The sequence below is a fragment of the Spirosoma aureum genome, from assembly GCF_011604685.1.
Taxonomy (GTDB): domain Bacteria; phylum Bacteroidota; class Bacteroidia; order Cytophagales; family Spirosomataceae; genus Spirosoma; species Spirosoma aureum.
The window spans coordinates 2,278,122-2,302,651 of record NZ_CP050063.1; the positions used below are offsets into that span (position 1 = coordinate 2,278,122).

Consider the following 24,530-nt stretch of genomic DNA (forward strand, 5'->3'; position numbering starts at 1 on the left):
GCTGCTTTGGTTAATGATCGTTCAAGGGCAAACCGCGCCGTTGAAATTCTTTCCAGTTAAGGTATTCATCACCTTTGCGTTGCTCCACCATCGTGATACAACTGTCAACGGGACATACTAATTTACACAAATTACAGCCAACACACTCATCTTCTTTAATTGAATAGGTGTTGTAGGGGTTGCCGTACGACAGATTAATCGACTGGTGGGACGTGTCTTCGCAGGCGATGTAGCACAAACCGCAGTGAATGCACTTGTCCTGGTCGATATTCGCGACGATGTGGTAATTGATATCGAGGTCTTCCCAATGGGTGATGGTTGGCACGGATTTACCAATAAAGTCATCAAGGGTTTTGAAGCCTTTTTCGTCCATCCAGTTGTTCATGCCATCACACATGTCTTCGATGATGCGGAAGCCATGCTTCATGACCGCTGTACAGACCTGTACGTTTGACGCCCCCAGTAACATAAACTCGACCGCATCTTTCCACGTACTGACACCGCCAATTCCAGAAATAGGCATTCGTGATGTGATAGGGTCCTGGGCAATGGTTGTGAGCATTTTCAGCGCAATCGGTTTGACGGCAGGGCCGCAATAACCGCCATATACCGACTTCCCTGCTACGTATGGATTTGGCACGAACGTGTCCAGATCGACGCCGGTAATGGACTGGATTGTGTTGATGAGCGATAGCGCATTCGTACCCCCTTCGACTGATGCACGGCCTGTCGGCACCACCGAATGAACATTGGGTGTCAGTTTCGTAATAACCGGTAAAGTCGCTTTTTCCATGACCCATTCAACGACCATTTTGGCAATCTCCGGGTCCTGGCCAACCGCTGCGCCCATGCCACGCTCGGTCATCCCGTGTGGACAGCCGAAGTTTAGTTCGAGGCCGTGGGCGCCCGTATCTTCGACCTGAGCAATTAATTCGTGCCACTTCTCGCGGGTATTGTCGGCCATGAGTGACACAATCATCGCCCGGTCGGGAAACAGGCGAACACACTCGGCGATTTCGCGTAGGTTAATGTCGAGCGGACGGTCGGAAATGAGTTCGATGTTGTTGAACCCCATAATCTTGGAGCCACCGTAATCAACCGCCGAATAGCGAGACGACACGTTTTTAACCTGGCTTCCTAATGTTTTCCAGACCACTCCGCCCCAACCCGCTTCAAAGGCTCTCAGGACGTTGTATTGTTTATCCGTCGGGGGGGCGCTCGCCAGCCAGAACGGATTTGGCGATTTGATGCCGAGGAAATTTGCGCTTAAATCTGCCACGTTTTCAATGATTAATGGAACGCTGATTTTTATGATTCGTATGATCGATGATGGTTTTTGCGTTCGTTGGCAAAGACTTTGCGCTTATGTTGCGGCTCTCGACCAAAGTTTAGTAATAAACCAACTTCAATATCAGTAGCTTTGAGGTAATTAGTCAATTGGGCTTCATGCTCGAGTGCTATACTCTCAGCGGCTTTCAATTCAATAATAACGCAGTTATTGACAACCAGATCAGCATAATACGAGCCTACTTTCTGATGTTCATAGTACACGGCGATCGGTTGTTGCGCAATACAGTCCAAGCCTATCCTGTTAAGTTCGAACTGCATGGCATTCTCATATACTTTTTCTAAAAAACCGTACCCTAGTGTATTATACACTTTATAAAAGGACTTTAGAACAAGATGAGTAATGTCGGTGTGTTTGTATTTAGTATTCATAATTTTAATAATTGAATACTAAAAATCATGAAACTATCTTAACAATCCTACTAATCAGCGTTCTATTTAGAGACAAATAATTTTAATATCGCCTTTGCTCCATCCTTACCCGCCTGAACGGCATCGACCACCTCTTTGCCGCCGTTTACGCAGTCGCCACCGGCAAACACGCCCGGAATATTCGTGGCGCAGTTGCTGTCGATAGCGATCTTCCCTTTCCAGTTGTTGAGCTGGTTGCTATCGACCAGGTCTTCAAACGGAACCTGACCGGCGGCTTTGATAACCATATCGACAGCCAATGTAATGGTCTCGCCTGTTTCAACCGGGGTCCGGCGACCGCTGGTATCGGGTACGCCCAATTCCATTACGTTGCAGATCAGTTGCGTAACCCGCCCATTCTCTCCTTTGATTTCTTTGGGCGATGCCAGCCAGATAAGGCTACAGCCATCCAGTTTAGCCAGATTTAGCTCAACTTCGGTAGAAGGCATTTCGGCCTGTGTTCGGCGATAAACGATGGTTACTTCTTTGGCTCCCAGTCGTTTGGCTTGTGTAGCTGCATCAATAGCAGTCATGCCGAGGCCAATGACGGCGACCCGATCACCAACGGGTACGGACGGATACCCTTTTTCGCGGATGTCGTAAATGAAGCGAATTGCATCTTCAACGCCGGCCAAGTCTTCGCCAGGAATGTCCAGTTGTCGCGCAACGCCAACGCCAATGCCAATATATACGGCGTCGTAGTTGGCCTGAAGGTCGGATAGTGATACGTTTTTGCCCAACTCCTGCTCGTACTTAATCTCAATCCCGCCTAACGACGTGATAAAATTGACTTCATCTTCGCAGAACTCCGGTGTCACCTTGTAAGCCGCAATACCATACGTCATCAGACCACCACCTTTCCGTTCTTTCTCGTAGATGGTCACATCGACGCCTTCCCGACTCAGGACGTGAGCACAGCTCAAGCCCGCCGGACCAGCCCCCACAATCGCTACTTTACGACCGGTCGATGGTTTGCGCTGAAACAGGGGCCATTTATGAGCAATGGCCTTTTCGGTGGAATAGCGTTGCAGTTTGGCAATCGGAATGGGTGGTTCGTCCATCAAATTAAAGACGCAGGAACCTTCACATAATTTCTCGACCGGGCAGACTTTCGAGCAGCCGCCCCCCATAATGTTGGCATCAAGAATGGTGTAGGCCGACCCTTTGATGTTATCGGTGGTGATCTGCTTGATGAATTTTGGAATGTTAATGCTTGTCGGGCAGCTTTTGGTGCACGGGGCATCGTAACAAAACAGACAGCGATTCGCGTCCACCAGTGCTGCTTCCCGTGAGTCGAAGGGCGGGTGGATGTCGCTGAAGTTTTGCTCGTATTGTTCAGCCGTTAATCGGTTATTGGTTATTGCCATATTGGGAATGGATAATGCAGAATGGACTTCGCAGGCAGACTCCACTAGAAATGGACTTCTGCTCGATGCATTATCCATTTTATAGTCATTTACAATTCAACCAGTTTATCATACGTTTCCGGACGCCGATCGCGGAAGAACTGCCAGACATTACGAACTTCTTCGATCATGTCGAGATCAAAATCGGCGATCAGTAATTCGTCTTTATCTTCCGAAGCTGTGGCGAAGATTTGGCCACGCGGATCAACGAAATAGGATGAGCCATAGAATCGGCCGAGGTTCCAGGGTTTTTCTTCACCAACCCGGTTGATACATCCCATAAAGTAGCCGTTGGCAGCAGCATGGGCAGGTTGTTCCAGTTTCCAGAGGTATTGCGACAAACCAGCTACCGTTGCCGACGGATTGTAGACAATTTCAGCACCGTTCAGACCTAAACAGCGGGCACCATCCGGGAAGTGACGATCATAGCAGATATACACACCAATTTTTGCGTAACGGGTTTGAAAAACCGGATAGCCCAGATTACCGGGTTTGAAGAAAAACTTCTCCCAGAAACCTGATGTGTGTGGTATGTGATTCTTGCGATATTTACCTAAATAAGTTCCGTCGGCGTCGATCACAGCCGCCGTGTTGTACAAGATTCCTGCCTGCTCTTTTTCATAGACGGGAACAATGATGACCATGTTGTATTTTTTGGCATATTCGGCCATCAGGTTAGTAGTTGGTCCTGGAACTGATTCTGCCGAAGCATACCAGGCACTGTTCTGTCCCGGACAGAAATAGGGGGTATTGAAAATTTCCTGTAAACATAGAATCTGCACCCCTTTCTGACCGGCTTCATCAATAAGCGGCAGGTGCTTCTGTACCATCGCTTCCTTAATTTCCTCAATTGTACCTTCGCCTTCGGTCTTCGGCAGACTCATTTGTATCAATCCCGACTTAATAATTCGTGGCATGCTTACGTAGAAGTTAATGATCTTTTTGTCCTGGCCCGAGCCATTAGGTCCAACAAGAGTGGTCAGGATAAAAACACCGAATTATAAAAATACCTAGATCTTTCCGCTTACTTTACTGCGTTTGATGAATTGACCATATCCCTTATCAACGAGGCATTTATCGTCGTCAATAGCAACTTTGCCCCGCAGTAAAACGGTTTTGACTTTGCCCGTTAGCTCCCATCCTTCGTAACCCGAATAATCGACATTCATATGGTGGGTTTTGGCGGAGAGTGTGTGCGTTTCGTTCGGATCGAAGATGACAATGTCTGCATCGCTGCCAATCGCGATCGTTCCTTTTCGCGGGAACATGCCGAAGATTTTAGCCGGGTTTGTGCAGGCTACCTCAACGTATTTGTTCGGCGTAATCTTACCCTTATGAACACCTTCGCTAAAGAGTAATTCCATGCGATTTTCGATGGCTGGATGCCCGTTTGGAATTTTCGAGAAATCATCTTTGCCCATCAGTTTCTGTTCCCACATGAACGGACAATGGTCGGTGGCGACGACCTGCACTAAACCCTGATTGATTCCGGCCCAGAGCGATTGCTGGTCTTTCTTTTCCCGCAATGGCGGACTCATGACCCATTTGGCTCCCTCGAAATTAGACTCATAGAGTGAGGCATCGAGAATGAGGTACTGGATACAGGTTTCGACAAACACTTTCTGGTTTCGCCGGGTGGCGTTTCGAACGGCATTCAGGGCACCTTCGCAGGTCATGTGAACGATGTAGCCGGGGCAGCCGGTATAGTCGGCCATGTCAGCGAAACGGCCACTGGCTTCGGCTTCTGTCACTTCGGGTTGCGAGAGGTAATGATACAGCGGAGCCAACTTCCCTTCAGACCGGTGTTTGGCCGTCAGGTAATCGATGACATCGCCGTTGGTCGCGTGAACCGTAACCATACCGCCCTGTTTTTTGACTTCCTGCATCAGACCGATCATTTGCCGGTCGTCAATCATCAACGCCCCTTTGTAGGCCATAAAGGTTTTGAACGAAGTAATTCCTTCGGTTTCAACCATCTCCTTTATTTCGGCCTTCGTATCTTCATTGAAATCGGTCACGGCCATATGGAAACTGTAGTCGCCTACGGTAGTACCGCGGGCACGGGAGTTCCAGTCGGCCAGGGCTTCTTTCAGCGAATGCCCCTGTTTTTGCAGGACGAAATCAATAACCGTAGTGGTGCCGCCAAAGAGAGCCGCACGGGTACCCGTTTCATGCGTATCGCTTGAGAACGTACCCATGAACGGCATAGCCAAATGGACATGCGGGTCGATGCCACCAGGAAATACCAGTTTCCCCGACGCGTCGATAGTCGAATCGGCCTCAACGGGCAGATTCTTACCGATGGCGCTAATCGTTTCGCCTTCCACGAAAATATCGGCAACGTAATCGTCGGTAGCCGTAACAATCCGACCGTTTTTAATCAAAATGCTCATTTTATAGAATCATTTCACCCCTTCGGGATTAAGCTTTCGTTCGTAGTATATTTTCTATAAAAATGTCAGTTTTTCGGGCTTTTGCTGCTGTTCTATACGCATCGGCACGTTTCTCATTAGACCCAAATACACTATCCCGCTCACCAGAAATCCGACGAACCAGGCGTAATTATACAGATGCGAAATCCAACCCGGAACGCTGTCTGCCGGAATCACCTGAATGGTCGTCAGAAAGCCCGGAATATTGGGCAGTATACCCGCGAGTAAGGCAATGATAGCAGCTGGGTTAAAGCCATTTTTAAATCGATAAATGCCGGATTCGCTATATAGATCGGTCAGTACCAGTTGCTGTTTGCGCAGGAAGAAATAATCGGCGATCATGATGCCACCAACCGGCCCGAGTAAGCTGGAATAGCCGACTAGCCAGGTAAAAATGAATCCGGTCGGGTCGGCAATCAACTTCCAGGGGAAAATCAAAATGCCAATGATACCAGTAATGTAGCCGCCTTTCCGAAAATCAATTTTCGACGGTGCCAGATTCGCAAAATCGTTAGCCGGACTCACAATATTGGCCGCAATGTTTGTTGCCAGGGTCGAAATGGCCACCGCAATCATAGCGATGCTGACCAGCAACTTGCTATCAAACTTCCCGGCCAGAACGAGCGGGTCCCAGATGGTTGTCCCGTAAATGATAGTCGTTGCTGAGGTAACGACAACGCCAATAAATGAAAACAATGTCATGGCTGGTGGTAGCCCAATAATCTGACCGCGTACCTGGGCTTGCTGGCTGGTTGCATAGCGCGTAAAATCCGGGATGTTTAGCGACAAAGTGGCCCAGAAACCAACCATACCGGTTAGGGCTGGAAAGAAAAAGGCAAAGAACTCCGCCGAGGTTGCGAATTTGGCCGGTTGTTTCAGAATTGGCCCCAGACCGTTTCCGGCCGAAATGGCCCACCAGAGCAAGGCCAGTGCGGCAACAGGTAGAAAAAAAGCCTTGAATACCAGCAGTTTCCTGATGCTTTCGACGCCAAGATAAACGACGTACATATTCAGCATCCAGAACAAAAAGAAGCAGATGGCAGGGCCGGTTTGTAAGCCAAACGAAACAGGGAACACCTGGGGTAATGTTTCCAGCGACGGAATCCATAACCGAAGCATTTGGTAGATCGAAAACCCGCCAATCCAGGTCTGGATGCCGAACCAGCCACAGGCGACAATGGCCCGAAGCATCGCCGGAATATTGGCGCCACTCGTTCCGAAACTGGATCGTACCAAAACGGGGAAAGGAATACCGTACTGAGCACCGGCATGACCATTTAATACCATTGGAATCAAAACAATGGTATTGCCCAGAAAGATGGTAAAAATAGCCTGCCACCAGTTCATGCCGCCCTGGATAAGTGAACTAGCCATCATATACGTTGGAATACACAAACTCATGCTGATCCAGAGAGCGGCATAATTCCAGGTAGTCCATGTCCGTTTCGACATGGGAATGGGGGCTAAATCCTCGCTATACAGAGCGGATGATTCGTCTACGTTTGCTTCGGTTGCTAACTGCATAATTTCAGATTTACTGTTTCTGGTTTTCTGGTATTGGGTAAGCTCAGGCATAAACCAGTCAACTCAATACCATGAACTGTAAACTACGAACCAATTAACTCATTTTCAACGTATCGAATACCATTTTCTTAAACTTTGCTTCGTCGGCTTCCACGCAGATGGTGGCATTGGGTGGTTTGCCCCAGACGCCCAACTCGTCGATGGCCAAAGCGCCAAGTGTTAATTCGCCACGGGTTTCGATATCGACGAAACGCGATACGGATTGCGAAACAATACTGGGGTCGATAACGGCCGCAATGGTAATGGCATCCGGGTGATTAGAGCCATTCATCTTCTGGTGTTCTTTGCAATATTTCCGCCGAATTCGGTTAATCTTCATGAAAAAGTCAGCGTATTTAGTGCCCAGTTTTTCCACTTTCGCGTAATCGTCATCCGTGAAAACCGAGCTCTTTACGCTCACATCGAAACCAACCGTCGTTATGGGAATCCCCGACTGGAAAACAACACGGGCCGCTTCCGGATCGACCCACGCATTGTAGGTAGCGCCCGGATTGATGTTGCCGTAAAACTTGTAGAAACCACCCATGAAATACAGTTCCTTGACCTTTTTGGCAATGGATGGGTCACGCAATAGCGCCAGCGCAACATTGGTGAGCGGGCCAATGGCAACAATCGTTATCTCGTTCGGGTATTTATCGACTAGTCGGATAATGGCATCGACGGCGTGTTCTTTCTCGGGTTTTTGCTGCGGATCAGGGAAGAACGAATCACTCATCCCATCACTACCGTGTACGTACGTCGCATTCCCGTGGACCTGCCGAACGAGCGGACGGGCAGAACCCTGATAAACGGGAATCTGGCCGTTCTTTCCGGCTAACTGAATTGTATAAAGCGCATTTTTAGTTTGCTGATCAAACCCTACATTCCCACAGGTAATGGTGATGGCTTCGACTTTCAACCTGGGCGAAGTTACGGCCATTAAAACTGCCAGTGCATCATCGGTTGCTGTATCGCTATCAAGAATAATTCGCTTCACCGGATCGGCTTTGCCAATAGACGCAAACGTTGTCGCTGGCAGTAAAGCTGTTGCTGTACCTACCGAAAGTGCCTCAATAAATCTGCGTCTTGATGTGAGCATGCTCGTTATTATAATTTGCGAAAGAAACCTATACGGTCTCAAAGCCCAAATGGGTTTACTGGTTTACGTACTCGTCGGCGATCTTCAGCGCTTCACTAATGATCGCCAGTCCTTCGTCGATCTGTTCTTTCGTGACGCATAGGGGAGGGGCGACGAACACGTAACTCCAGCGAACAAAGGTGTACATACCCAGCTCCTTGATCCTGGCAGCTACTTTGCTCATAACGGCCATTTCTTCCGGCCTGGCGTTGAAGGGAGCCATTGGTTCTTTCGTCGTCCGGTTTTTGACCAGTTCAAAACAGCCTAACAGGCCGGTATTTCTAAAATCGCCAATGCTCGGATGCTTTTCCATCAGGATTGCTGCCTGCGCATCCATGTATTTGCCCATTTCAACGGCATTTTCAATCAGATTTTCATCCTCATAAATTTTCAGCGTTTCCAGAGCCGCTGCACAACCAACCGGATGTGCGGCATAGGTCATGCCCGTAGCTAGTACGGTATCATCGTAGCGGGCAGCGATTTTATCCGTAACCATCAGGCAGCCGAATGGGATATAGCCACTGGTTATGCCTTTGGCCATTGTAACCATGTCAGGAACAATACCGTGATTTTCAAAGCCAAACCATTTGCCGGTACGCCCAAAACCGCTCATCACTTCGTCTATGATGATCAGAATACCGTGTTTATCGCAGATTTTCCGAACGGCGGCTAAATAGCCAACCGGGTATTGCAGACAACCCGATGTGCCCGACTCGCCTTCCAGCATAATAGCGGCTATGTTACCGGGGCCTTCGTAAGCGATGACTCGTTCCAACTGGGCAACAGAGTCGTTCAGCATACTTTCTTCGTCGTGGTTCCAGCGATAACGATACGGGATATCGATGTGTACGAAGTTAGGAGCCTGCTGCGAATCGTCGGGCAGTTTACGGGGGTCGCCACCAACCGATAAGGTGCCATACGTAGCGCCATGATACGACTGATAGCGGCTTAGAATTTTATGCCGGCCTGTATACAAACGAGCCAGTTTGATCGCTGCTTCATTTGATGTCGCACCGCATAACGTAAAGAAGGCTTTGTTTAGATCGCCGGGGCAGATTTCGGCCAGTTTTTTGCCCAATTCACCCCGGACTTTCGTTACGCAGTAGGGAGTCACATAGCTTACCTCCTGCATTTGTTTAACAACCGCTTCCGTAATGCGCTGATTACCATGGCCGATATTGACATTCATCAGCCCCGATGAGAAGTCGATATAACGTTTGTCATCGTAATCGTACATATAAACTCCTTTGGCAGATTTTACTGCAATGGGTGAAATACCTTTCTGTTTGCTCCAGGCAAATACGGTATGATCGAAACTATCCTGAAGCACTTCCTGCGTTTCAGAAAGCGTTGTTGTGTCAAGCATGAGAAAAAGCGTTAATGGTTAATTGGTCGTTTGTCTACAGTTAGCTCATCCAGTTAATGCCGGCTTCGGGGTTCCATTTGGTTGTGCTTTTTTTGAGCTTCGTCCAGAATTCGATGGAGCTTTTGCCGGTAATGTCGCCGACGCCGAAGCGGCTATCATTCCAGCCGCCAAACGAAAATGGCTCGCGCGGGACAGGTACGCCCACGTTGACGCCGACCATTCCGGCGCTGGCTTTATCGATCACGTAGCGCGCCATGCCGCCGTTTTGGGTAAATACCGAGGCTGCATTACCATATGGGTTCGCATTCTCGATGGCCAGCGCTTCATCGACTGTATTTGTCCGCATGATGCTAATGACCGGTCCAAAGATTTCTTCCTGAGCGATGGCCATGTCTGGTCGTACATAATCAATAACAGTTGGCCCCACGTAGGTGCCTTCTTCTTTGCCTTCTACTGTCGGATTACGCCCATCAACCAGCACTTTGGCGCCCTGGCTTTCGGCTTCAGTAATGTATCGCTCAATGCGGTCTTTGGAAGCACGATTGATCACCGCTCCCAGGTTTTTGCCGGGAACCATCTTCTGGGCTTCCTCACACAGTTTCTCGATGATATGATCGACCGGACCAACAGCAACCATGGCCGATGCTGCCATGCAGCGCTGACCTGCACAACCCGCCATCGATGCTGTGATGTTTTGCGCCGTCATACCCGGAATGGCGTCGGGCAATACAATCAGGTGATTTTTGGCCCCGCCCAGCGCCAGACAGCGTTTGTAATTGCTGGTTGCGCGCTTATAAACGGCTTTGGCGATTTTTGTGGAACCAACAAACGAAACGGCTTCAATACCCGGATGATCGCAGATGGCCTCAACGATTTCGCGATCGCCGTGAACGACGTTGAAGACGCCTTTGGGCAAACCGGCTTCCTGAAGTAACTCTGCCAGTCGACCTACGCTCAAGGGTACCTTTTCCGAGGGCTTTATAATCATGCAATTACCTAATGCAATAGCGTTCGGGATTGTCCAGTTTGGCACCATGCTTGGGAAATTGAATGGAACAATGCTGGCAACTACACCCAGGGGTACGTGTTCGGTTCGGCACTCAACGCCCCGGCTCACTTCCAGAATTTCACCAGTAACGATTTGCGGTAACGAACAGGCAAATTCTGCCAGTTCGGCTCCTTTTTCAATTTCGGCAACGGCCTCATCGTAGGTTTTACCATTCTCTTCCTGGACCAGTGCGGCTAATTCGTTGATGTTTTTCTCCAGCAGTGCTTTATAGCGGAAGAAAACCTGTACTCTTTCTTTAATGGTTGTTCTGCTCCAGGCAGGGAAGGCCGCTTTTGCCGCTTTGACGGCAGCATCTAAATCCTGGGCAGTCGATAATGGTACGGTCGATAGCTGGGTGCCATCTACTGGTGAAATGACCGCCAGTGTCTGATCCGTTGCCGCATCGATAAACTGACCGTTTATGTAATTCTGTATGGGACTATACTTCATGGTTTTGTTGTAGTTCTGCATTTTTTGCAGAAATATGAAGTGCAAACTAAAAATAATTTAAATCTAAGTCAAATTTTAGCAATATTTTTGCCAGATAAAATCACGGTGATGGAAAAGAATCATAGTACACTCGACGACCTGGACTTTGCTGTTCTGTCCTGTCTTCAAAAAGACGGCCGAATGTCATTTACAGAAATTGCCGAGCAATTAAATGTGTCCGTTGGCACAGCCCGCACCCGACTTAACCGATTAATAGAAGAAGGAATTATTAGTATTGTCGGCCGGGTCAATCCCGATAAAGTAGGATTTCGTGCCTATGCACACGTTGCGGTATATGTGCGCCCGGCTACGCTGAAAGAGCACGTAGCGCAGGAAATTTCGACCCGGCCTGAAGTTAGTTTTCTGGCCAGCACATCCGGAGATTATGATTTGGAGGTCGATGTTATGTGCCAGACTAATAACGACTTAGTTGAATTTATCAACGAAATTTCAACAATTGAAGGCGTCTATCAAACCAAAACGACGCTTTATTTTAAGGTATATAAATACGCTCAGCCTGATTTAAATCTGTTAAAGTAAGCTGTTCTGCAAGACTTGGAACTGGTGACTACAAGGCCACTGAAGACTATACTATAAAATGTAAAATTTCTTAGTTGTTCCTCAAAAAGATACCAGCCTTCTAAAGATAGATAGAGTTAGAAGGGGAGGCCTAAAAATAGTAAGGATTCCTAAAAAAGCATAGACCAAATGACCTGTATGCAAACGTTTGCGGTAGCGGTTGCATTGAATTTTATAGTAATTAGCGGGTAATTCTTATGGCAATTCTTTTGAATAGTTGAATAATTCAGATAATATTCTGTAAAAAGCCAGTATGGGCTTCTATGCCTTGTCGAAACTGAGTAGCTATGCTTGGAAGGCCGATTCATCTGGAATTGCATTTATCTACGAATTGCAACGTTTAATTACCAACTTATTCACTTAACATGCAGGTACGCTATGCTATTGGCCCGAATGAAACGAGTTCGTTTAAAACGAACGACCTTCGGGCGAATTTTTTGATTGAAACCCTCTTTCTTCCAGATACGGTTCATCTCTGTTACAGTCACTTTGATCGGGTTATTGTTGGGGGCGTAAAGCCAGTCGATTCATTGGTCGAACTGACTACTTATGACGAACTAAAGAGCGACTATTTTTTAGAACGCAGGGAGCTAGGCGTAATCAATGTTGGCGGTACCGGAACCATTCAGGTTGATGGACAGAGCTACGAACTGGCCAAACTGGACTGTCTTTATATCGGACGAGGTAGTCGGCAAGTGACATTTGGAAGCCAGTCGGCGGATGAACCGGCTCTTTTTTATGTACTGTCGGCACCTGCCCATACGACCTATCCGACCCAAAAGGCAGCCCAAAATGATGTTTTTTCAGCACCGATGGGGTCAAAAGAAGGAGCAAATGAACGGGTCATCTACCGGTATATTCACCGGGATGGGTTGCCAAGTTGCCAGTTAGTGATGGGTCTAACGATCCTGAAGTCAGGAAGTGTTTGGAATACAATGCCAGCCCATGTACACGACCGCCGGATGGAAGCCTATTTTTACTTCGACCTTGATCCAGCTCATCGGATTGTACATCTGATGGGCCAGCCTGCCGAAACCCGGCATCTGCTCGTGGCTAATCATCAGGCCGTAGTATCTCCTCCTTGGTCGATCCATTCGGGATGCGGGACAACGAACTACTCGTTCATCTGGGGAATGGCTGGCGAAAATATGGATTATGCCGATATGGATATGACTGCGATCGCTGATTTGCGGTAGTAGATTCCTTTTTCTTAAACTCTCTTTTTCATGAAACACTATTTTAGTATTCTATTTGCTTCACTTACCTTTTCTGCCTTTGCCCAAACGCCAATAGACGTTGATAAGGAGTTCGCTTTTGCCACGAAGCAATACGAACTAATGCTGAAAGCTCACCCTGATACAACAAAATTTCCCCAATCGACAAATCCCGACGGTACTATTCGGGACATGAAATCGGATTGGTGGTGCAGTGGTTTCTTTGGCGGATCGCTCTGGTATCTGTACGAACGGACGAAAGCTCCTGCTATGAAAGATGCTGCTCATAAATGGTCGATGGCAGTCGCAAAAGAACAGTACAATACCGGCACACATGACTTGGGTTTTATGCTCTATTGTCCATTTGGTAATGGTTATCGGCTGACGAAAAACGAATCGTATAAGCCGATTATGCTGACCGGAGCCAAATCACTGTCGACCCGTTTCGATCCAAAAGTAGGCGTCATTAAATCCTGGAATAAATTTCAGAACTATATGTATCCGGTTATCATCGATAACATGATGAATCTGGAGTTTTTGTTCTGGGCTGCCAGGGAATCAGGTAATAAGCAGTTTCGGGATATCGCGATCACCCATGCCGATAACACGCTGAAAAACCATTTTCGTCCTGATTACAGCAGTTACCACGTCATTTGCTATAATCCAGATGGAACGGTAGCTGCCAAAAAAACAGCGCAGGGGGCTGCCGATGGATCGGCCTGGGCGCGGGGCCAGGCCTGGGGATTGTACGGCTATACGGTCATGTATCGCGAAACGAAAGACAAAAAATACCTGGATCAGGCCCGTCACATTGCTGATTTTTACCTGAATCATCCCAATCTTCCCGCCGATAAAATCCCGTTCTGGGATTTCAATGCACCGAATATTCCGAACGAAGAGCGTGATGCATCGGCAGGTGCGATTACCGCTTCGGCTTTGCTTGAGCTATCAACATACGGTGGCCCTTCGGCAAAAACCTACTATCAGTCGGCTGTGAAAATGCTGCAAAGTCTGGCCAGTCCGGCTTATAAAGCCAATTTAGGAGAAAATAATAATTTTATTCTGAAGCACAGTGTCGGGCATAAGCCGGGTAAGAGCGAAGTGGATACGCCTATTATTTATGCCGATTACTATTTTCTGGAAGGGCTGCTGCGTTACGATACTCTCCGTAAAAAGCCAGAGAATAAGTCGTAAATCGTATCGAATAGGCCTAAACGCCGACCGGATCGGATGCCCTTTCTCGCAGATAAGGGTATCCGATCCGGTCGGCGTTGATCATTTAACTTACAGGCAGAAGTAACTTCCTTTCGTGCAGAGAAGTTGTGAGTGTCTTCAGCGAACGAAACAGCGGTCAAGACAAGACCCGGCAAACCACTACGCTATTTCAAATGAGTAGGTAATGTCAGTTGACGGACGGAACTGCGCCGTAGCCGAACAATACTTGTCCATAGACAGATCAATTGCCCGTTTAACCTTATCGGCATTAAGCTGACCTTTTAGTAGATAAGTGATATGAATTTTTTTGAAAGGGGCAGGATTAGCTCCTTTCTCGCGTAACCCGTCAACCTTCAATCGGAAATCGTCAATTTGTTGTTTCTGTTTCTGAAGGATCAGAATCACGTCAATGGCCGTGCAGCCAGCCAGGCCCATCAATAGCATTTCCATCGGTCTGGCCCCTGCATTATGGCCGCCAATATCAACAGCTCCGTCAATGTGCTGAGCCACTCCCGATTTTCCAATGGCTTCGAAATGAAAGGCGTCATCCACACGCACGAGTTCAACCTGCATTGTATTAAATTCCTGAACCGTGTCAACTTGTTGTGAATCAAGCATGGTACTTTTTGCGTTTATAGCGTATAGTTTGTATTTTCACAGCACGGGTGGTCCCGCAGCCCAAACAACCAAAATCATGTCCGAGAAATTCACCGACGATCTTTTCGATCTTAAAAATGACAGGCGGCTGAGCGTTTACCTCTACCGGGCGGGCTTCGGTTGCTGGCTACTCTATATCGTGTCGGGTGCTCGGTTCATGCATTCGCTGAGCATGTACCGAACAGATTTTGGCGTCTTCGCGTTCTTTCTGATGGTTATGGGTTTGTCGGCATCAATGATTTATGACTATTACCATCACCCGAGCGAGTTCGCCCAGAAGAAAAAATGGCTGGCGTTTAGCTATGTAGTGCTTGCCGTTCTGGTTTATTTCTTTATTCTCCACAACGAACCAATGTCGTTAGGCAAGATTTTCGGCCAGGGATTATTTTAATTCAGCAGTTGCCCGAATGCGTATAGGCAGTTCCGTATTGGTCTGGCATAATTTTTATAGACCGACTAAAGGGCAATCAAATAATTCGTAAAGAGCATCTAATCGCCCCATAAAAGGAAAAAGCCTTTGGTGACTCACCAAAGGCTTTTTCCTTTTATGGGGTCTGGATCTATGCAGCTGGCCTTCCTAACTGGATGTTTGCCAGGAGTTTAATATTCTCGCCCAACGCAAGTCCTCCGCTTTCGGTCAGCGCGTTGAAGGTAACATTAAACGCTTTGCGATCAATTGTGCCAGTTACCTCAAAACCTACTTTGATGTTGTTCCATGGATCCTTTTCCGTACCACCATATTCGGCGTCGAACGCTACTTCTTTTGTAATGCCTTTGATCGTGAGGTCGCCAACTAGTTTGTACAGATCACCTTTGACCTTTTTAAATGAAGTAGAGACGAAGGAGAATTTAGGATAAGTCTCTGCTTCGAAAAAGTCTGCATTTCTAAGGTGTTCATCACGGCCGGGCTGGCCAGTATCTACACTGTTTACATCAACATCGAATTGTATCTGTGCGTCCTCAAACTGATCTCCATTCGTAATGGCCTGACCACTAAATGATTTAAATGTTCCTGTGACCGTTGAGATGACAAGATGTTTTACTTTAAATTGTACTTCTGAATGTAGGTTATCTACAGTCCATGTTGTCTTTGACATACAGGTTGATCTTTAGATTTAAACTCGGTAAGCTATCGCAGGCGATTGTCCTGATGACAACTTTGCCTGGGCTCCAAATTTATTTCTCAACAGGATCGACAATGTAGCACTATACCAAAGGATACCGCTATCCTTTGGTATAGCATATAGCGTCATCGTGGGCTCTCGAAAGGCTTTGATGGTGAACTACGGGTTGCCATTACGCATCCTCATGGGCTAGCGAGGTAGACAGCTCACGGTAGGCGTCGATTTGCTGTTGAAGCACAGCAATCACCTGACCGGCGGTGCCAATAGCATCAGCGCCGGCAATGAAGCGTCGTGGTGGGCTAGCCTGCCCAGAAATTGTAATCAGTGCCTGAGCGAGCTTGGCCGGATCGCCCGACTGTTGACCATTCGCGCCTTTCCAAAATTCCATTTGCTTTGCCCGACGCTCGTTGTAGTCTTCGATGGAGGGTTCGGCGTAATTCGTAGACTCCTCAGTAAGCAGTTCGGTGCGGAAAAAGCCTGGGTTGACGATAATGGTATCGATGCCAAACGGTTCTACCTCAGCCTGAAGCGACTCCATCCAACCTTCCAGGCCGAACTTCGACGCAGCATAGGCAGTACCAAACTCAAATCCGACGAGTCCAGCAGTTGATGAGATCGTAATGATCTGCCCTGATCTTTGTTTACGCATGTGGGGGAGTACCGCGCGGGTGACATTCATGGGGCCGATGAGGCTAGTCGTCAGCTGCTTCCCCATCTGCTCCGGTGTCAGTTCTTCAAAATAGCCTGCGTAAAAGCTGGCGGCATTATTGACCAGAACATCGATGCGGCCAAACCGGTCGAGGGTTGCCTTAATCGCAGACTCGGCGTCAGAAGGGTTGGTAATGTCCAGTTTTACGACTAACAAATCCTCAGATTGGCCAAGAGTCTGAGCAACTTTGCCTGAGTTTCGACCGGTGGCAACCACTTTATGGCCGGTGGCAAGTGCCGCTCTGGCAATATCCAGGCCCAATCCGCGCCCGGCACCAGTGATGAGCCAAACTTTACGGGTAGTCATATTCTTTTCTTCTTTGTTGTTAATTGGCGGTGCAAAGATCAGTGTCCTGTAGGCTGGCCGTTAATGAAAAACAAAGAATAAAATAAGAATTTCAAAGAGATGCCGCTCTCACCGATTTGGGTATATCACCCGTTTTCTTTTTAAAAAAATTATTGAAATAAGTCGTGTATTCAAACCCAAGGGCATAAGCGATGTCAGCAACAGTCCAGTTCGTGTGTTGTAGAAGCGCTTTGGCCTCGCTGATAATTCGGTCAGCAATATGAACTGTCGTGGGTTTGCCGGTAACTTCCTTCACCGAGCTATTTAAATGGTTGACGTGTACGGATAACTGTTTGGCAAAATCCTGTGCTGTTTTTAATTCCAGTGGATGATCGGTGCTTTCAATCGGGAACTGTCGTTCCAGAAGCTCAAGAAATACCGATGTGATTCGTACAGCCGCATTCTTGTGTTCAGGGGAGTTTTCGGAAGGCTGCATTTTCAACGCTTCGTGAACAATCAGGCTGATGTAGTTGCGAATCAACTCATCCTTAAAGATATAGTCAGAATCCTGCTCGGCAAGCATTTTTTGAAAGATCGTAGCGATGGTGTCTTTTTGCTCCGTATTTAAGGTTAAAATGGGTGTGCCGCCCAGTTTAAATAAAGGTGATTGCAGAAGGCTTTCAGACCGGTCGCTTACTTTCAGAAAATCCTCAGTGAAGAGGCAGGCGTAACCGTCGATTGTAGGTGTAACAATCTCACAGGAGTAAGGAATACGCGGATTGCCAAAAAATAAAATGGGCTCATCCGTTTCAAAACTTTTGTCGGCATAATGAAAAATATACTTTCCGGACGTCAGGCTGATTTTGTAAAAGTCTTTGCGGCTATAGTCATGGCCATTCGACTTACTGTCTGTTTCGTAGACTTTAAATCCCTTTAGCTTTAGTTCGGTATTAAAATCTGACGTGCGAGTGCTTTCCAGCTTATTCATAACACAAAGTTAAGAAAATCAAAGATTGTGTGTATATGCCTGTGGCCAGTGTTCCCGATGGTATGAGGTTAGAAACGCGATGGGGTTTATCCGGGAGAGAGTTTCACAGTAGCCTGGAATGATGCTGTCAGGAAAGGCAGTATAGTGTAGAATAGAGTCGTTTATTCGATTGATCCAATCGCCACACAAAACCCGTGTAGCTGTTATGCAACAGTTTTAGAGTTGATTCAGGAGACACGAAAAGACCTTTTGGATTGAAAAAATCAGAATCTCCCGGCTTACTGGTCGCTTTTTTCTTTATAATTTACCAGGGCATTGATAGCATTGCGCAAACTGGCGGCTAGTTCCTGATCGGCCAGAATACCCGCTTCGTCAAGCGACCGGCCAGCAACTGGCACCGCTGGTGAAGCTTCAGTAATGACAATGGCCATCATGACTGTAAGAGTTTCTATGAGGGCATTGTGGGCGTAGAGAGAACGCGGTGACGCATTGATAATACCCACTGGCTTATTCATAAACTCACCACTGCTGACGATCCAGTCCAGTGCGTTTTTCAAAACACCCGATACGCCATGAGCGTATTCAGGGCTGCAAATCACGATAGCATCGGCCGCCTGTAGTTCGGAGCGAAAGTCCGCTACGGCGGCCAGCGCATTTTCATTGTCAAGGTCAAGATTAAAGGGTGGAATAGTCGCTAGTTTATCATATAAGTTAATCTCAACATCGGGAGGAGCCAGTTGAACGATGGCACGGAGAAGTTTTGTATTCGTCGAATTAAGGCGTAAACTGCCGGAGATCGCCAGAATTTTCATGAGCGTTTGGTTGTAGTTGTGCTCATTTCAACACCTTCGTGATTTCATTTAGTTTCTCCATTTTCTGCACAAAATCACCTTTTAGCTGATTGCGAATGGCCGTCAGGTTATCGAGCGTTTCCTGCAGGCTATCGGGCAGAATGTCTTCCAATACTTCGCGGAATCGTTTGGCAAAGGTTGGCGATTTGCCGTTGGTTGAAATCGCAATTTTCAGATCTCCCTTTTTGACGACTGAACTCAGATAAAAATCGCACAGATCAGGCGTATCAGCCACATTGACCAGAATTCGCCGATTTTTGCAATCGGCCTGTACCTGCCGGTTCACATTTTTGTCGTTCGTACCCACAATAACCAGGTCTTTGTCGGCCAGGAATAACTCATGATAAGGCTCCTGAATAAGAGCCAGTTTAGGATGTTGCCGGGCCAGCTCCCGGATTTCGGCCCGAATTTCGGGGGCTACCAGCGTAATGCGGGCATCCGGTGAGTTGGCCAGCAGGGCCGTTGTTTTCTCCAGACCCACATAACCACCCCCTACGATGAGTGTATGCAGGTTTTCGGCCTTGACAAAAATTGGGAATAAGGTATTCATAAAAAAGTCGGTAGCCGTTCGGCGATAGTCGGTTGCAGTAGCTATGAACAAACTTACGACTATAAACGAACGACTACCGACTATTGCAGTCGAGTTAATGGATTTAAAACTTAAATCCTAAGTTGACACCCAGAATCCGACGTTTGGTGTTGCTGACATTATTGAGTACGTCAGCCAATCCGTAGTGGTACACAAAATCCAGAAACAACGGCCCGGCATCGAAACCGATGTTAGCCAGACCATTGACGGTAGCCGCAGCAAAATCGCTTTGCGAGAAATTGAATGCATTATTATTGACGCCAAGGGGAGCTGCATACTCCGCCCCGATCTGTAAGCGGACTCCTGAAATGCCCCGTTCCGACTGGGCTACCTTAACACCAATGTAGGCCGGAATGTGTAAATATTTTTGGTCGACATTCGATGTGATGTCTTTGATTCCATTTACCTGGCCATCGCCAGCCTGATAAAAATCAGAACTCGATGTTAAATATTCAGCGCCAATCTGCCCGTAAACCCGGCCCCCACCCCGTATAAAGAAACCCAACTGATAACCGAGTCGGCCGCTCAGGTTATTGCCCTGAACATCTTCGCCCTCAAACCGGGTTGAGTTGGCTCCGGCATATACGCCAAACGTAAAATTCTTGTAGTTTTCCCGATGTGCTTTGCGCTCCTCTATTTCCGTACTACGCTGACCATCCTGATAACCATCGTCATAGGCCCGGCTTAAATCGCGCTCATCATACATCCGGCCGTAATTTCGGTCATTTCCCGCCCGATCTTCATAGCGATTATTGTACCGGCTATTTTCGTCACTTCGCCGGTTAAAATCTCTACGTTCATCCAGACGATCATCGAGCTGCCGATCATAACGGCGCTCATCCCGACGCGATGACGGACGGTAATCCCTATCCCGATCGTAACGGTCGTCATAGGAATTTTGCTGGCCTACTGCCAAACCGGCACTACATACTCCCACCAGTAGTAATGCTGCATTTACTGATTTTTTCATAACGTGTTGAGTTGAGCAAGGGCATATGCCCATATTGACTTACAACCATGTCTCCTTATTGAATGTTTCGCTTATTTATCGACATAGCTCCTATTCCTGCGCAGGAGACATAGCTCCTATTCCTACGCAGGAAAGGTTAATAAACAGGCTGTGCTATAGCGACAAAAAAAAGCCGACTTAAAAAGCCGGCATTTTTTACTGAAGAAAGAAGTTTCGATTAGAATTTGAATCCTACACTAGCACTCAAAATTCTACGTTGCGAACCGGCAAAACCTGTTGTGCTAACAGCTTCGATCGAGTTGCTGAAACCATAATGATAGGTCAAATCGATCAGCAACGGACCAATGTCGAAGCCAAGCTGGCCCAAACCGTTAAACGTACCACTTTTGATCTCCGAGTTGCTCAGGTTAAATGAGTTGCTATTGGAGTTGATCCGATTGGCATACTCTAAACCAACCTGTAGCCGAACGGCAGAGATACCCCGATCGGATTCGACCAGTTTATAACCAATGTATACTGGAATTTGAACATACTGGATATTGATCTGATCCTGAATGTTTTGAGCAGACTGCCCATCTCCTTTACGGAAGTAGTTCGAACTGGAGGCAAAATATTCACCGCCTAACTGGCCGAATAATCGGCCACCACCCCGCACAAAGAAACCCGCCTGATACCCTAAACGACCCGAGAGATTATCACCATTAACATCTTCGCCCTTAAAACGTGTCGTATTTAAACCTGCATAGATGCCAAACACAAAGTTTTTATAATCCTTTGTTTTCTTGTCGCGGGCCGGCGTCGTGTATGTATCGGTCGTCGTCGTTGTTGTCGCTGAATTGTTGTAGCTGTTCGTTGTCGGCGTTGTTGAATAGGTGCCATTGGCATTCATATTCGCTCTCGAAGCGCTATCCGACGACATTGTTGTTGGCGTCGTTGAATAAGTACTGTTCGACGTGCTGGTTGTATCCGTTACTGGCGACGCACTGTACGTTGACGTACCCGTCGTTGTCGATGAGGGATTGGTGGTGGTTTGGCCACTAGCAAGGCCAACACCAAGCAGGCAGGAAGCCAGCAAAGTAAGTTGAGTTTTCATAATTTTCTTTTATCGCGTTGAGTTGCACAAAAAAAAGGTGTAATGTCAATTACACCCTATTAACAGACCGCTTACGGTCAATGTTTTTAGATTATTCTAATTTCTTCGTATGTTAATATGGTAAGTTTCTTTACTCATATCCTTCGGTAAAAGCCTCAACTTATTGAAACTATAGAATCTCATTCGCAAAACGATTCGTTTATTCCGTCTGTCTGGAAAAAACAAAATATCCCGCAGACAAACGCCCAAAAAGTCACACTTTTCTACGGTCATCTGCGGGAATAATTATTTACTCACTGCGTAATTTTTTGAATGTGTTTATCAGACCATTGGTTGAGCTATCGTGCGTACTTACGGGGGCATCATCCTGCAACTCGGGTAGAATCCGGCTGGCCAGTTGCTTACCCAGTTCCACACCCCATTGATCGAAGCTATAGATGTCCCAGATTACGCCCTGCGTGAAAATTTTATGTTCATAGAGCGCAATCAGGCTACCCAACGTTCGGGGAGTCAGTTTTTTGAACAGAATCGAGTTGGTGGGCCTGTTCCCAGAAAACTCTTTGAAAGGCGTTAAAAAGCTAATTTCGTCTTCGCTCTTCCCCGCTTTGCGTAATTCATCGGCAGCTTCGTCGGCTGTTTTGCCGTTCATCAGCGCTTCAGTCTGGGCGAAGTAGTTAGCCAGCAGAATTTTGTGATGTTCGCCAATGGGCCGTTGGCTAATGGCCGGAGCCAGAAAATCGCAGGGGATTAGTTTCGTTCCCTGGTGAATGAGCTGGTAAAACGCATGCTGACCATTGGTACCGGGTTCTCCCCAGATGATCGGACCCGTCTGCCAGTCAACCGGATTGCCGTCGCGATCGACCGATTTACCATTGCTCTCCATATCGCCCTGCTGAAAATAAGCTGCAAATCGGTGCATGTACTGATCATAGGGGAGGATAGCTTCCGTTTGTGCCCCAAAGAAATTATTGTACCAGATACCAATCAGTGCCAGCACAACGGGCAGACTTTGTTCGGCGGGGGTGTTCTGGAAATGCAGATCCATCGCATGACCACCTTCCAGCAGCTCTTCAAATTTGTCGTAACCAATATACAGCGCAATCGACAAGCCAATGGCCGACCAGAGTGAATAGCGTCCGCCAACCCAATCCCAGAAGCCGAACATATTGGCCGGATCAATACCAAATTTCTCCACGGCGGCCTGGTTCGTTGACAGCGCGGCAAAATGCTTGGCAATGGCTGCTTCGTCTTGGGCTGTATCCAGAAACCATTGCCTGGCTGTTTGGGCATTGGTCATTGTTTCCTGGGTCGTAAACGTTTTTGATGCGATTAGAAACAGCGTGGTTTCGGGTTTAACCGTTTGCAGCGTTTCGTACATGTGAACGCCATCGACGTTAGAGACAAAATGGACCCGAAGATCAGGACTGGCGTAAGGTTTCAGCGCTTCCGTCACCATAACCGGGCCGAGGTCTGAACCCCCAATCCCGATGTTCACGATATCGGTGATGGTTTCGCCCGTATAACCTTTCCAGGCACCCGACCGAACCCGCTCCGAAAACTCTTTCATGTGTGCCAGCACCTCATTTACATCGGGCATTACATCTTTCCCATCGACCAGAACGGGTGTGTTCGACCGATTGCGCAGAGCCACATGCAATACGGAGCGGTCTTCGGTTCGGTTGATTTTGTCGCCCGAAAACATCTTCCCGATTGCATCGGTCAGACCCGCCTGTTCGGCGAGCTGAAGCAGCAAACCAAACGTTTCATCGGTAATGCGATTCTTGGAAAAATCGAGCAGAATGTCTTCAAACTGTCGGGTAAACTTCGGGAAACGCTCGGCATCTTCGGCAAATAAATCGCGGAGATGCCGGTTTTTCAGAAGGTCGTAATGAGCTTGTAATTGCGCGTAAGCAGGGAGACGGGTAAATCGATGATTCGGGAGCATAAGAAAGGAAGTTATTAGTGTACAGTCTTCAGTTGGCAGTATTCAGATTGAGCTGACATAAGCTTGCATAGGTACGATTTCACAAAGTGCGCACTATATGCTGCCACCTGAAAACTGTAAACCAGTTCAGAATGTCGGCGCGAATATCGTATTTCCAACGCAATCTTTTTTTGTATAAATCGGTTTCCTTATAAACTGCCTCAATTCTCAACTTACCTTTGTGGTATGAATACGATTACGACCGATACGCTCTTCGACTATGAACGCTGGCAGAAATCGCTGCCCGCTGACGCTCAACGGTATCAACAGAACCAACCTTACCCGCACATTGCGCTCGAGAATTTTCTGGAACCCTGGGCAGCCGAACGGGCACTCGCGTCTTTCCCTGCTGTAGGCGATGCTGGCTGGATTCACTATGTCCACGTAAACGAGAAAAAACACGGCCTGAACAAAATGGATTTATTGCCACCTGCCATTCAGGATGTTATTCGCGAGATGAACTCGCCCCGTTTTGTGGCTTACCTAAGCAAGCTAACGGGCATTCCAAACCTGATTTCGGATGATTCACTGGAAGGTGGCGGACTTCACCAGTCGAAGCGAAATGGTTTTCTGAATGTTCATGCCGATTTTACCGTTCACCCACATAAACGCAACTGGCGTCGGCGCGTAAATTTACTGATTTACCTCAATCACGACTGGAAACCTGAATACCGGGGTGATCTGGAACTCTGGGATCGTCAGATGAAGGGTGTGGTGCAGAAAATTGCGCCGATTTTTAACCGGTGTGTAGTTTTCAACACGGATGAAGATTCTTATCACGGATTGCCCGATCCGATTTTGTGTCCGGAAGATATGACGCGGAAATCAATCGCTCTCTATTATTTTACGGAAGAAGCCGTGACGCCCACGCTCCGGGCAACGAACTACAAAGCCCGGCCCGACGATGGTGCGAAAGCGATTCTGATCTGGTTAGATAAAAAAATGGTGGCCACTTATACTACCTTAAAACGTGCTTTGGGTATTGATGATGCGTTCATCAGCAACATCCTGAACCGACTAAGTGGTAAGAAATAAGCCTCAACCCGTTGCTCTTTTTAATGACAGAACGGAC

At 47.6% G+C, this 24,530-nt stretch carries 23 protein-coding genes; 5 read left to right on the forward strand and 18 right to left on the reverse strand.

What is annotated here, in order from left to right; translation table 11 throughout:
- Positions 1–10: 10 nt before the first annotated feature.
- The 9 genes from preA to G8759_RS09140 all read right to left on the reverse strand — a co-directional run bounded on the left by preA (position 11) and on the right by G8759_RS09140 (position 11,161).
- On the reverse strand, positions 11–1,279 hold the full coding sequence (gene preA, locus G8759_RS09100; protein ID WP_167207201.1) for an NAD-dependent dihydropyrimidine dehydrogenase subunit PreA: 1,269 nt from the start codon (positions 1,277–1,279) through the stop codon (positions 11–13).
- A 29-nt stretch (positions 1,280–1,308) separates the two neighbouring features.
- Complete coding sequence (locus G8759_RS09105) at positions 1,309–1,719, reverse strand: GxxExxY protein (protein WP_167207203.1); 411 nt, start codon at positions 1,717–1,719, stop codon at positions 1,309–1,311.
- Between the two features lie 62 nt (positions 1,720–1,781).
- Positions 1,782–3,125 carry an NAD(P)-dependent oxidoreductase gene (locus G8759_RS09110; protein WP_167207204.1) on the reverse strand — a complete coding sequence of 448 codons (1,344 nt, stop codon included), beginning with the start codon at positions 3,123–3,125 and terminating at the stop codon, positions 1,782–1,784.
- Between the two features lie 89 nt (positions 3,126–3,214).
- Positions 3,215–4,081 (reverse strand): nitrilase-related carbon-nitrogen hydrolase, encoded by an 867-nt coding sequence (locus G8759_RS09115; protein WP_232074186.1) that lies wholly within the window; start codon positions 4,079–4,081, stop codon positions 3,215–3,217.
- Between the two features lie 93 nt (positions 4,082–4,174).
- The gene (gene hydA / locus G8759_RS09120; RefSeq protein ID WP_167207206.1) at positions 4,175–5,557 is read right to left on the reverse strand and encodes a dihydropyrimidinase; all 1,383 of its coding nucleotides are present in this window, start codon (positions 5,555–5,557) and stop codon (positions 4,175–4,177) included.
- A 54-nt stretch (positions 5,558–5,611) separates the two neighbouring features.
- Complete coding sequence (locus tag G8759_RS09125) at positions 5,612–7,120, reverse strand: NCS1 family nucleobase:cation symporter-1 (RefSeq protein WP_197933111.1); 1,509 nt, start codon at positions 7,118–7,120, stop codon at positions 5,612–5,614.
- 94 nt (positions 7,121–7,214) lie between these two features.
- Complete coding sequence (locus tag G8759_RS09130; protein ID WP_167207210.1) at positions 7,215–8,258, reverse strand: nucleoside hydrolase; 1,044 nt, start codon at positions 8,256–8,258, stop codon at positions 7,215–7,217.
- A gap of 55 nt (positions 8,259–8,313) precedes the next feature.
- Positions 8,314–9,663, reverse strand: a complete 1,350-nt coding sequence (locus G8759_RS09135; RefSeq protein WP_167207212.1) for an aminotransferase class III-fold pyridoxal phosphate-dependent enzyme — start codon at positions 9,661–9,663, stop codon at positions 8,314–8,316.
- A gap of 40 nt (positions 9,664–9,703) precedes the next feature.
- Entirely contained in the window at positions 9,704–11,161 is a 1,458-nt protein-coding gene (locus tag G8759_RS09140; RefSeq protein ID WP_167207215.1) for a CoA-acylating methylmalonate-semialdehyde dehydrogenase, read from the reverse strand.
- A gap of 108 nt (positions 11,162–11,269) precedes the next feature.
- Here G8759_RS09140 and G8759_RS09145 point away from each other — a divergent pair, with 108 nt between their 5' ends.
- The 3 genes from G8759_RS09145 (at position 11,270) to G8759_RS09155 (ending at position 14,187) form a co-directional block, all read left to right on the forward strand.
- Positions 11,270–11,740: an Lrp/AsnC family transcriptional regulator gene (locus tag G8759_RS09145; RefSeq protein ID WP_167207217.1), complete on the forward strand. Its 471-nt coding sequence runs from the start codon at positions 11,270–11,272 to the stop codon at positions 11,738–11,740.
- Between the two features lie 404 nt (positions 11,741–12,144).
- Positions 12,145–12,975 carry a 5-dehydro-4-deoxy-D-glucuronate isomerase gene (kduI, locus tag G8759_RS09150; RefSeq protein ID WP_167207219.1) on the forward strand — a complete coding sequence of 277 codons (831 nt, stop codon included), beginning with the start codon at positions 12,145–12,147 and terminating at the stop codon, positions 12,973–12,975.
- A gap of 30 nt (positions 12,976–13,005) precedes the next feature.
- On the forward strand, positions 13,006–14,187 hold the full coding sequence (locus G8759_RS09155; protein ID WP_167207221.1) for a glycoside hydrolase family 88 protein: 1,182 nt from the start codon (positions 13,006–13,008) through the stop codon (positions 14,185–14,187).
- Between the two features lie 180 nt (positions 14,188–14,367).
- Here G8759_RS09155 and G8759_RS09160 read toward each other — a convergent pair whose 3' ends face one another.
- Positions 14,368–14,826, reverse strand: a complete 459-nt coding sequence (locus tag G8759_RS09160) for an OsmC family protein (RefSeq protein ID WP_167207223.1) — start codon at positions 14,824–14,826, stop codon at positions 14,368–14,370.
- Between the two features lie 76 nt (positions 14,827–14,902).
- On the opposite strand from G8759_RS09160, the gene G8759_RS09165 reads away from it, so the two are divergent.
- On the forward strand, positions 14,903–15,256 hold the full coding sequence (locus tag G8759_RS09165) for a hypothetical protein (protein WP_167207225.1): 354 nt from the start codon (positions 14,903–14,905) through the stop codon (positions 15,254–15,256).
- Positions 15,257–15,425: 169 nt separating this feature from the next.
- On the opposite strand, the gene G8759_RS09170 is transcribed toward G8759_RS09165, so the two are convergent.
- From G8759_RS09170 to pgi, 8 genes are all read right to left on the reverse strand, one after another.
- Positions 15,426–15,962 (reverse strand): YceI family protein, encoded by a 537-nt coding sequence (locus tag G8759_RS09170; protein ID WP_167207227.1) that lies wholly within the window; start codon positions 15,960–15,962, stop codon positions 15,426–15,428.
- 199 nt (positions 15,963–16,161) lie between these two features.
- Positions 16,162–17,004 carry an SDR family oxidoreductase gene (locus tag G8759_RS09175; protein WP_167207229.1) on the reverse strand — a complete coding sequence of 281 codons (843 nt, stop codon included), beginning with the start codon at positions 17,002–17,004 and terminating at the stop codon, positions 16,162–16,164.
- A 91-nt stretch (positions 17,005–17,095) separates the two neighbouring features.
- The gene (locus G8759_RS09180) at positions 17,096–17,971 is read right to left on the reverse strand and encodes a helix-turn-helix domain-containing protein (RefSeq protein ID WP_167207231.1); all 876 of its coding nucleotides are present in this window, start codon (positions 17,969–17,971) and stop codon (positions 17,096–17,098) included.
- Positions 17,972–18,249: 278 nt separating this feature from the next.
- The gene (locus tag G8759_RS09185) at positions 18,250–18,783 is read right to left on the reverse strand and encodes an NADPH-dependent FMN reductase (protein ID WP_167207233.1); all 534 of its coding nucleotides are present in this window, start codon (positions 18,781–18,783) and stop codon (positions 18,250–18,252) included.
- Between the two features lie 22 nt (positions 18,784–18,805).
- The gene (locus G8759_RS09190; protein WP_167207235.1) at positions 18,806–19,372 is read right to left on the reverse strand and encodes a precorrin-2 dehydrogenase/sirohydrochlorin ferrochelatase family protein; all 567 of its coding nucleotides are present in this window, start codon (positions 19,370–19,372) and stop codon (positions 18,806–18,808) included.
- Between the two features lie 103 nt (positions 19,373–19,475).
- Complete coding sequence (locus tag G8759_RS09195) at positions 19,476–20,381, reverse strand: hypothetical protein (protein ID WP_167207237.1); 906 nt, start codon at positions 20,379–20,381, stop codon at positions 19,476–19,478.
- 217 nt (positions 20,382–20,598) lie between these two features.
- Positions 20,599–21,474 carry an outer membrane beta-barrel protein gene (locus tag G8759_RS09200; protein ID WP_167207239.1) on the reverse strand — a complete coding sequence of 292 codons (876 nt, stop codon included), beginning with the start codon at positions 21,472–21,474 and terminating at the stop codon, positions 20,599–20,601.
- A gap of 289 nt (positions 21,475–21,763) precedes the next feature.
- Positions 21,764–23,419 carry a glucose-6-phosphate isomerase gene (pgi, locus tag G8759_RS09205; protein ID WP_167207241.1) on the reverse strand — a complete coding sequence of 552 codons (1,656 nt, stop codon included), beginning with the start codon at positions 23,417–23,419 and terminating at the stop codon, positions 21,764–21,766.
- Positions 23,420–23,644: 225 nt separating this feature from the next.
- On the opposite strand from pgi, the gene G8759_RS09210 reads away from it, so the two are divergent.
- Positions 23,645–24,493 carry a 2OG-Fe(II) oxygenase gene (locus G8759_RS09210; protein WP_167207243.1) on the forward strand — a complete coding sequence of 283 codons (849 nt, stop codon included), beginning with the start codon at positions 23,645–23,647 and terminating at the stop codon, positions 24,491–24,493.
- Positions 24,494–24,530 lie beyond the last annotated feature (37 nt).

What these genes read in the sequence shown, in the direction of transcription:
- G8759_RS09105 (WP_167207203.1), bottom strand. Translation starts at nt 1,719, where the DNA reads ATGAATACTAAATACAAACACACCGACATTACTCATCTTGTTCTAAAG.
- G8759_RS09110 (WP_167207204.1), bottom strand. Translation starts at nt 3,125, where the DNA reads ATGGCAATAACCAATAACCGATTAACGGCTGAACAATACGAGCAAAAC.
- G8759_RS09115 (WP_232074186.1), bottom strand. Translation starts at nt 4,081, where the DNA reads ATGCCACGAATTATTAAGTCGGGATTGATACAAATGAGTCTGCCGAAG.
- hydA (WP_167207206.1), bottom strand. Translation starts at nt 5,557, where the DNA reads ATGAGCATTTTGATTAAAAACGGTCGGATTGTTACGGCTACCGACGAT.
- G8759_RS09125 (WP_197933111.1), bottom strand. Translation starts at nt 7,120, where the DNA reads ATGCAGTTAGCAACCGAAGCAAACGTAGACGAATCATCCGCTCTGTAT.
- G8759_RS09130 (WP_167207210.1), bottom strand. Translation starts at nt 8,258, where the DNA reads ATGCTCACATCAAGACGCAGATTTATTGAGGCACTTTCGGTAGGTACA.
- G8759_RS09135 (WP_167207212.1), bottom strand. Translation starts at nt 9,663, where the DNA reads ATGCTTGACACAACAACGCTTTCTGAAACGCAGGAAGTGCTTCAGGAT.
- G8759_RS09140 (WP_167207215.1), bottom strand. Translation starts at nt 11,161, where the DNA reads ATGAAGTATAGTCCCATACAGAATTACATAAACGGTCAGTTTATCGAT.
- G8759_RS09145 (WP_167207217.1), top strand. Translation starts at nt 11,270, where the DNA reads ATGGAAAAGAATCATAGTACACTCGACGACCTGGACTTTGCTGTTCTG.
- kduI (WP_167207219.1), top strand. Translation starts at nt 12,145, where the DNA reads ATGCAGGTACGCTATGCTATTGGCCCGAATGAAACGAGTTCGTTTAAA.
- G8759_RS09155 (WP_167207221.1), top strand. Translation starts at nt 13,006, where the DNA reads ATGAAACACTATTTTAGTATTCTATTTGCTTCACTTACCTTTTCTGCC.
- G8759_RS09160 (WP_167207223.1), bottom strand. Translation starts at nt 14,826, where the DNA reads ATGCTTGATTCACAACAAGTTGACACGGTTCAGGAATTTAATACAATG.
- G8759_RS09165 (WP_167207225.1), top strand. Translation starts at nt 14,903, where the DNA reads ATGTCCGAGAAATTCACCGACGATCTTTTCGATCTTAAAAATGACAGG.
- G8759_RS09170 (WP_167207227.1), bottom strand. Translation starts at nt 15,962, where the DNA reads ATGTCAAAGACAACATGGACTGTAGATAACCTACATTCAGAAGTACAA.
- G8759_RS09175 (WP_167207229.1), bottom strand. Translation starts at nt 17,004, where the DNA reads ATGACTACCCGTAAAGTTTGGCTCATCACTGGTGCCGGGCGCGGATTG.
- G8759_RS09180 (WP_167207231.1), bottom strand. Translation starts at nt 17,971, where the DNA reads ATGAATAAGCTGGAAAGCACTCGCACGTCAGATTTTAATACCGAACTA.
- G8759_RS09185 (WP_167207233.1), bottom strand. Translation starts at nt 18,783, where the DNA reads ATGAAAATTCTGGCGATCTCCGGCAGTTTACGCCTTAATTCGACGAAT.
- G8759_RS09190 (WP_167207235.1), bottom strand. Translation starts at nt 19,372, where the DNA reads ATGAATACCTTATTCCCAATTTTTGTCAAGGCCGAAAACCTGCATACA.
- G8759_RS09195 (WP_167207237.1), bottom strand. Translation starts at nt 20,381, where the DNA reads ATGAAAAAATCAGTAAATGCAGCATTACTACTGGTGGGAGTATGTAGT.
- G8759_RS09200 (WP_167207239.1), bottom strand. Translation starts at nt 21,474, where the DNA reads ATGAAAACTCAACTTACTTTGCTGGCTTCCTGCCTGCTTGGTGTTGGC.
- pgi (WP_167207241.1), bottom strand. Translation starts at nt 23,419, where the DNA reads ATGCTCCCGAATCATCGATTTACCCGTCTCCCTGCTTACGCGCAATTA.
- G8759_RS09210 (WP_167207243.1), top strand. Translation starts at nt 23,645, where the DNA reads ATGAATACGATTACGACCGATACGCTCTTCGACTATGAACGCTGGCAG.